A 7,274-nucleotide genomic window follows, 5' to 3' on the forward strand; every position below is an offset into this window, starting at 1 on the left:
GGGGAGCCCGCAGAATTCGGAAAAAATCGTACGCTAAGGTTTTCCGGGCATCCGTAAGGGCCGAAACTTCCCGTCTTCCAGTCTGCGGCTCTGCCGCCAGACGTAATCGCCGGTTAGGTTGATGTGCTCCCAGCCCAGCGGCGACAGGAATTGCAGCAGCTCGCCGTCCACCGGCTTGCCGGCCTCGACCAACCCCTGGGTGGCGCGTTCCAGGTACACCGTGTTCCACAGCACGATAGCCGCCGTCACCAGGTTGAGGCCGCTGGCCCGGTAGCGCTGCTGCTCGAAGCTCCGATCCCTGATTTCCCCAAGGCGGTTGAAGAACACCGCCCTGGCCAGCGAGTTGCGCGCCTCACCTTTGTTCAGGCCGGCATGCACGCGGCGGCGCAGTTCAACACTTTGCAGCCAGTCCAGGATGAACAGCGTGCGCTCGATCCGGCCCAGCTCGCGCAGGGCCACGGCCAGTCCGTTCTGGCGCGGGTAGCTGCCGAGCTTGCGCAGCATCAGCGAGGCGGTGACGGTGCCCTGCTTGATCGAGCTGGCCAGGCGCAGGATGTCGTCCCAGTGGGCACGCACGTGCTTGATGTTCAGGGTGCCGCCGATCAGCGGGCGCAACGTCGGGTAGGCTTGCACGCCCTGCGGCACGTACAGCTTGGTTTCGCCGAGGTCGCGGATGCGCGGCGCGAAGCGGAAGCCTAGCAGGTGCATCAGGGCAAAGACGTGATCGGTGAAGCCGGCCGTGTCGGTGTAGTGCTCCTCGATCCGCAGGTCGGACTCGTGGTACAGCAGGCCGTCGAGCACATAGGTGGAATCGCGGACGCCGACATTCACCACGCGGGTGCTGAACGGCGCGTACTGGTCGGAGATATGGGTATAGAACAGCCGTCCCGGCTCGCTACCGTACTTCGGGTTGACGTGCCCGGTGCTCTCGCCCCGGCCACCCGCGCGGAAGCGCTGGCCATCGGAGGATGAGGTCGTGCCGTCGCCCCAGTGGGCGGCAAAGGCGTGGCGATACTGGTGGTTGACCAGCTCGGCCAAGGCCGCCGAATAGGTTTCGTCGCGGATGTGCCAGGCTTGCAGCCAGGACAGCTTGGCGTAGGTCAGGCCGGGGCTCGACTCGGCCATCTTGGTCAGCCCGAGGTTGATCGCATCACCGAGGATTGCGGACAGCAGCAACGTCCTGTCTTTGGCCTCGGCCCCGTCCTTCAAGTGGGTGAAGTGGCGGCTGAAGCCCGTCCAGTCGTCCACGTCCATCAGCAGTTCGGTGATCTTGATGCGCGGCAGTAACTGGCTGGTTTGGTCGATCAGCGCCTGCGCCCGATCCGGCACCGCCGCATCCAGCGGGGTGATTTTCAGCCCTGACTCGGTGAGGATGGCATCGGGCAGCTCGTTGTCCTTGGCCAGGCGGGTGACGGTGGCCAACTGCTCGTCCAGCAGCTGCAAACGCTCTTCCAGGTACTGGTCGCTGTTCGGGTTGATCGCCAGGGGCAGGGCCTGCTCGCGCTTGAGTGCGGCGAACTTCTCGGCCGGCAGCAGGTAGTCGTCGAAGTCGCGGAACTGCCGCGAGCCCTTGACCCAGATGTCGCCGGAGCGCAGGGCGTTCTTCAGCTCGGACAGGGCGCAGATTTCGTAGAATTTCCGGTCGAGGCCTTCCGGGGTGATCACCAGCGGCTTCCAGCGCGGCTTGATGAAGGCCGTGGGTGCATCGGCCGGCACCTTGCGCAGGTTGTCGGCGTTCATCTCACGCAGGGTCTGCACGGCTGCCAGCACGCCTTGCGCGGCCGGCCCGTGCTGTTCCCCAACTTTTCGCTCGGCGAAGAGTATGAACATGCGCCGCCGGCGACGAATCGCCAAATCTCACCGTATCTCCCGAGCGGACGATTTCGCACCGGTCTGCCCGTCGAAGGGCTTGCGATCGAACGGGGCGACCTTTTCTATGCATGTCCGCGAGCCAGCGTCTTTTATGGCACGGCGCTCGACGCCGACCTTCGGACGCGCGGCGTAAGCACGCTTGTCATGGCCGGGATAAGCACCACCGGCGTTGTTCTTTCAAGCGTCGCCTGGGCTAGTGATGCGGACTACGACGTGCGTTTGGTCCAGGACTGCTGCTACGACCCGGATCGGGATGCCCACGAAGCTCTGTTGCGTTCCGGGTTCGGCGGACGTGTACAGGTCGTGTAATTTTCGGGCCTCGCATGATCGCGGCCATAGCCGCAGGTGGATTGGTGCGAGGCAGGGCCAGTCCAAGTCAGGGTGCGGTCATCGCGGCGCCTGCAACTCTCAAAAACCCATCGCCGTAGCGGAGGTCTTGTAATCGCATGTCATTACGCACGCCCGATTTATTGTTCACAGCGATAGCACCTGCCATTTGGGGCAGCACCTACATTGTCACCACCCAATACCTGCCGAACTTCTCACCGATGACGGTCGCGATGCTGCGGGCGTTGCCGGCGGGTTTATTGCTCGTGATGATCGTCCGACAGATTCCAACGGGAATCTGGTGGATGCGCATCTTCATCCTCGGCGCACTTAATATTTCGCTATTCTGGAGCTTGTTGTTTATTTCGGTCTACCGCCTGCCGGGCGGGGTCGCGGCGACGGTAGGCGCTGTGCAGCCGCTGATGGTCGTGTTCATCTCTGCCGCTCTGCTAGGTAGCCCGATACGATTGATGGCGGTCCTGGGGGCTATTTGCGGAACTGCGGGCGTGGCGCTGTTGGTGTTGACACCAAACGCAGCGCTAGATCCTGTCGGCGTCGCAGCGGGCCTGGCGGGGGCGGTTTCCATGGCGTTCGGAACCGTGCTGACCCGCAAGTGGCAACCTCCCGTGCCTCTGCTCACCTTTACCGCCTGGCAACTGGCGGCCGGAGGACTTCTGCTCGTTCCAGTAGCTTTAGTGTTTGATCCGCCAATCCCGATGCCTACAGGAACCAATGTTCTCGGCCTGGCGTGGCTCGGCCTGATCGGAGCGGGTTTAACCTACTTCCTTTGGTTCCGGGGGATCTCGCGACTCGAACCTACAGTTGTTTCCTTACTGGGCTTTCTCAGCCCGGGGACCGCCGTGTTGCTAGGATGGTTGTTCTTGGATCAGACGCTGAGTGCGCTTCAAATCATCGGCGTCCTGCTCGTGATCGGGAGTATCTGGCTGGGCCAACGTTCCAACCGCACTCCTAGGGCGCGTATAGCTTGCCGGAAGTCGCCTTGACCCGCATGGCATAGGCCTATCGTTTCCACGATCAGCGATCGGCTCGTTGCCCTGCGCCGCTCCAAAGCCCGCGACGCAGCGCCGGCAGGCAGAGCAAGTAGAGGGCAGCGCCTGCAATCCATGCCCACCCGTTCCACGTTGTTATAGAAGCCGCATAGATCGCCGTGAAGAGGAGGGGTCCGACGATCGAGGTCAGGCTGGTGAGCGCCGCCAGTGAGCCTTGCAGCTGCCCCTGACGTTCCTCATCCACCTGCCTGGACAACATTGCTTGCAGCGCCGGCATTCCGATGCCACCCGAAGCAAGCAGGACCATGATCGGGAACGCCATCCATCCCCGTGTCGCGAAGGCAAGCAGGATGTAGCCTGTGCCGTCGGCAATCATTCCGAGCATGAGTGCCCGCCTTTCGCCGAGCCGGGCGGCTACAGGGCCGGTGATCATTGCCTGGGCGAGTGAATGCAGAATGCCAAATGCGGCAAGCGAAATGCCGATCGTGGTCGCGTCCCAGTGAAAGCGATCCTCGCCGAAAATGACCCAAAGCGCGGCCGGCACCTGTCCGACAAGTTGCATGATGAAGAAGACCGCCATCAGGGCGGCGACGACGGTCATGCCCCGGGCCCACCGGAACGAAGCGAGCGGGTTGAGAGCCTCCCGGCGTAACGGCCGGCGTTCGCCTTTGTGCGACTCCGGCAAAAGGAAACAGCCCGTCAGGAAATTGAGGCCGTTCAAGGCTGCCGCGGCGAAGAACGGAGCGTGGGGGGAGAAACCGCCCATCAGCCCACCGAGCACAGGTCCCGCGACCATCCCGAACCCGAAACAGGCGCTCATGAAGCCGAAGTGCCGCGCGCGCTCATCGCCATCAGTGATATCGGCAATATAAGCGCCGGCTACCGCCCCAGTCGCCCCGGTGATGCCGGCCACGATCCGCCCGATATAGAGAACCCAAAGGAAAGGCGCCGTCGCCATGATGGCGTAGTCGACAGCAGCGCCGGCCAGCGAGACGAGCAAGACCGGCCGCCGCCCGAAACGATCCGACAGCGCGCCCAGCACAGGTGCGCAGGCAAATTGCATCAACGCATACAGCGCCAGCAGAATGCCATAGTGGGCGGTGACGTCGTTCGAGTGAACCAGATCGCGCAGGAGGCCCGGCAGCACCGGCATAATCAGGCCGATGCCGACAGCGTCGAGCGCGACAGTGCTCAGAATTACGATCAGGGGTCTGTTGGGTTTCACGTCTGGCCTCCGGACCAGCCTCCGCTGGTCCGATTGAACGCGCGGATTCTTTATCACTGATAAGTTGGTGGACATATTATGTTTATCAGTGATAAAGTGTCAAGCATGACAAAGTTGCAGCCGAATACAGTGATCCGTGCCGCCCTGGACCTGTTGAACGAGGTCGGCGTAGACGGTCTGACGACACGCAAACTGGCGGAACGGTTGGGGGTTCAGCAGCCGGCGCTTTACTGGCACTTCAGGAACAAGCGGGCGCTGCTCGACGCACTGGCCGAAGCCATGCTGGCGGAGAATCATACGCATTCGGTGCCGAGAGCCGACGACGACTGGCGCTCATTTCTGATCGGGAATGCCCGCAGCTTCAGGCAGGCGCTGCTCGCCTACCGCGATGGCGCGCGCATCCATGCCGGCACGCGACCGGGCGCACCGCAGATGGAAACGGCCGACGCGCAGCTTCGCTTCCTCTGCGAGGCGGGTTTTTCGGCCGGGGACGCCGTCAATGCGCTGATGACAATCAGCTACTTCACTGTTGGGGCCGTGCTTGAGGAGCAGGCCGGCGACAGCGATGCCGGCGAGCGCGGCGGCACCGTTGAACAGGCTCCGCTCTCGCCGCTGTTGCGGGCCGCGATAGACGCCTTCGACGAAGCCGGTCCGGACGCAGCGTTCGAGCAGGGACTCGCGGTGATTGTCGATGGATTGGCGAAAAGGAGGCTCGTTGTCAGGAACGTTGAAGGACCGAGAAAGGGTGACGATTGATCAGGACCGCTGCCGGAGCGCAACCCACTCACTACAGCAGAGCCATGTAGACAACATCCCCTCCCCCTTTCCACCGCGTCAGACGCCCGTAGCAGCCCGCTACGGGCTTTTTCATGCCCTGCCCTAGCGTCCAAGCCTCACGGCCGCGCTCGGCCTCTCTGGCGGCCTTCTGGCGCTCCTGCTGCGGCGTCCGCTCGTGGGCCGTGGCGCGGGTCCGCGCGCCGGCCTCGTGCGCCTGGCGCTCGCGGGCGAGGTCCAGGGCGGCCGTCTTCACGTTCTGCCTTGCGCAGATGAGATAGGGGAGCCCGCAGAATTCGGAAAAAATCGTACGCTAAGGTTTTCCGGGCATCCGTAAGGGCCGAAACTTCCCGTCTTCCAGTCTGCGGCTCTGCCGCCAGACGTAATCGCCGGTTAGGTTGATGTGCTCCCAGCCCAGCGGCGACAGGAATTGCAGCAGCTCGCCGTCCACCGGCTTGCCGGCCTCGACCAACCCCTGGGTGGCGCGTTCCAGGTACACCGTGTTCCACAGCACGATAGCCGCCGTCACCAGGTTGAGGCCGCTGGCCCGGTAGCGCTGCTGCTCGAAGCTCCGATCCCTGATTTCCCCAAGGCGGTTGAAGAACACCGCCCTGGCCAGCGAGTTGCGCGCCTCACCTTTGTTCAGGCCGGCATGCACGCGGCGGCGCAGTTCAACACTTTGCAGCCAGTCCAGGATGAACAGCGTGCGCTCGATCCGGCCCAGCTCGCGCAGGGCCACGGCCAGTCCGTTCTGGCGCGGGTAGCTGCCGAGCTTGCGCAGCATCAGCGAGGCGGTGACGGTGCCCTGCTTGATCGAGCTGGCCAGGCGCAGGATGTCGTCCCAGTGGGCACGCACGTGCTTGATGTTCAGGGTGCCGCCGATCAGCGGGCGCAACGTCGGGTAGGCTTGCACGCCCTGCGGCACGTACAGCTTGGTTTCGCCGAGGTCGCGGATGCGCGGCGCGAAGCGGAAGCCTAGCAGGTGCATCAGGGCAAAGACGTGATCGGTGAAGCCGGCCGTGTCGGTGTAGTGCTCCTCGATCCGCAGGTCGGACTCGTGGTACAGCAGGCCGTCGAGCACATAGGTGGAATCGCGGACGCCGACATTCACCACGCGGGTGCTGAACGGCGCGTACTGGTCGGAGATATGGGTATAGAACAGCCGTCCCGGCTCGCTACCGTACTTCGGGTTGACGTGCCCGGTGCTCTCGCCCCGGCCACCCGCGCGGAAGCGCTGGCCATCGGAGGATGAGGTCGTGCCGTCGCCCCAGTGGGCGGCAAAGGCGTGGCGATACTGGTGGTTGACCAGCTCGGCCAAGGCCGCCGAATAGGTTTCGTCGCGGATGTGCCAGGCTTGCAGCCAGGACAGCTTGGCGTAGGTCAGGCCGGGGCTCGACTCGGCCATCTTGGTCAGCCCGAGGTTGATCGCATCACCGAGGATTGCGGACAGCAGCAACGTCCTGTCTTTGGCCTCGGCCCCGTCCTTCAAGTGGGTGAAGTGGCGGCTGAAGCCCGTCCAGTCGTCCACGTCCATCAGCAGTTCGGTGATCTTGATGCGCGGCAGTAACTGGCTGGTTTGGTCGATCAGCGCCTGCGCCCGATCCGGCACCGCCGCATCCAGCGGGGTGATTTTCAGCCCTGACTCGGTGAGGATGGCATCGGGCAGCTCGTTGTCCTTGGCCAGGCGGGTGACGGTGGCCAACTGCTCGTCCAGCAGCTGCAAACGCTCTTCCAGGTACTGGTCGCTGTTCGGGTTGATCGCCAGGGGCAGGGCCTGCTCGCGCTTGAGTGCGGCGAACTTCTCGGCCGGCAGCAGGTAGTCGTCGAAGTCGCGGAACTGCCGCGAGCCCTTGACCCAGATGTCGCCGGAGCGCAGGGCGTTCTTCAGCTCGGACAGGGCGCAGATTTCGTAGAATTTCCGGTCGAGGCCTTCCGGGGTGATCACCAGCGGCTTCCAGCGCGGCTTGATGAAGGCCGTGGGTGCATCGGCCGGCACCTTGCGCAGGTTGTCGGCGTTCATCTCACGCAGGGTCTGCACGGCTGCCAGCACGCCTTGCGCGGCCGGC

General features: G+C 63.8%; 5 protein-coding genes and 2 pseudogenes. 3 read left to right on the forward strand and 4 right to left on the reverse strand.

What is annotated here, in order from left to right; genetic code table 11:
- Window positions 1-33 precede the first annotated feature (33 nt).
- Window positions 34-1,785, reverse strand: a pseudogene (locus tag AB5Y64_RS16690) (Tn3-like element TnAs1 family transposase); the annotation flags it as partial.
- A gap of 3 nt (window positions 1,786-1,788) precedes the next feature.
- On the opposite strand from AB5Y64_RS16690, the gene AB5Y64_RS16695 reads away from it, so the two are divergent.
- Window positions 1,789-2,181 carry a cysteine hydrolase family protein gene (locus tag AB5Y64_RS16695; protein ID WP_001351729.1) on the forward strand — a complete coding sequence of 131 codons (393 nt, stop codon included), beginning with the start codon at window positions 1,789-1,791 and terminating at the stop codon, window positions 2,179-2,181.
- Window positions 2,182-2,318: 137 nt separating this feature from the next.
- A complete protein-coding gene (locus AB5Y64_RS16700) occupies window positions 2,319-3,203 on the forward strand; it encodes a DMT family transporter (RefSeq protein WP_000058717.1) in 885 nt (294 codons plus the stop codon).
- Between the two features lie 31 nt (window positions 3,204-3,234).
- On the opposite strand, the gene tet(A) is transcribed toward AB5Y64_RS16700, so the two are convergent.
- Window positions 3,235-4,434, reverse strand: coding sequence for a tetracycline efflux MFS transporter Tet(A) (gene tet(A), locus AB5Y64_RS16705; RefSeq protein WP_000804064.1), 1,200 nt, complete (start codon window positions 4,432-4,434; stop codon window positions 3,235-3,237).
- A 105-nt stretch (window positions 4,435-4,539) separates the two neighbouring features.
- On the opposite strand from tet(A), the gene tetR(A) reads away from it, so the two are divergent.
- Entirely contained in the window at window positions 4,540-5,190 is a 651-nt protein-coding gene (gene tetR(A), locus AB5Y64_RS16710; protein ID WP_000164043.1) for a tetracycline resistance transcriptional repressor TetR(A), read from the forward strand.
- A gap of 31 nt (window positions 5,191-5,221) precedes the next feature.
- Here tetR(A) and AB5Y64_RS16715 read toward each other — a convergent pair whose 3' ends face one another.
- Window positions 5,222-5,464: a transposase gene (locus AB5Y64_RS16715; protein WP_000844627.1), complete on the reverse strand. Its 243-nt coding sequence runs from the start codon at window positions 5,462-5,464 to the stop codon at window positions 5,222-5,224.
- A 57-nt stretch (window positions 5,465-5,521) separates the two neighbouring features.
- Window positions 5,522-7,274 (reverse strand): annotated as a pseudogene (locus AB5Y64_RS16720) (Tn3-like element TnAs1 family transposase); the annotation flags it as partial.

Origin of the sequence: Aeromonas sp. R5-1, from assembly GCF_040908265.1 — a bacterium.
Classification (GTDB): Bacteria; Pseudomonadota; Gammaproteobacteria; order Enterobacterales; family Aeromonadaceae; genus Aeromonas; species Aeromonas caviae.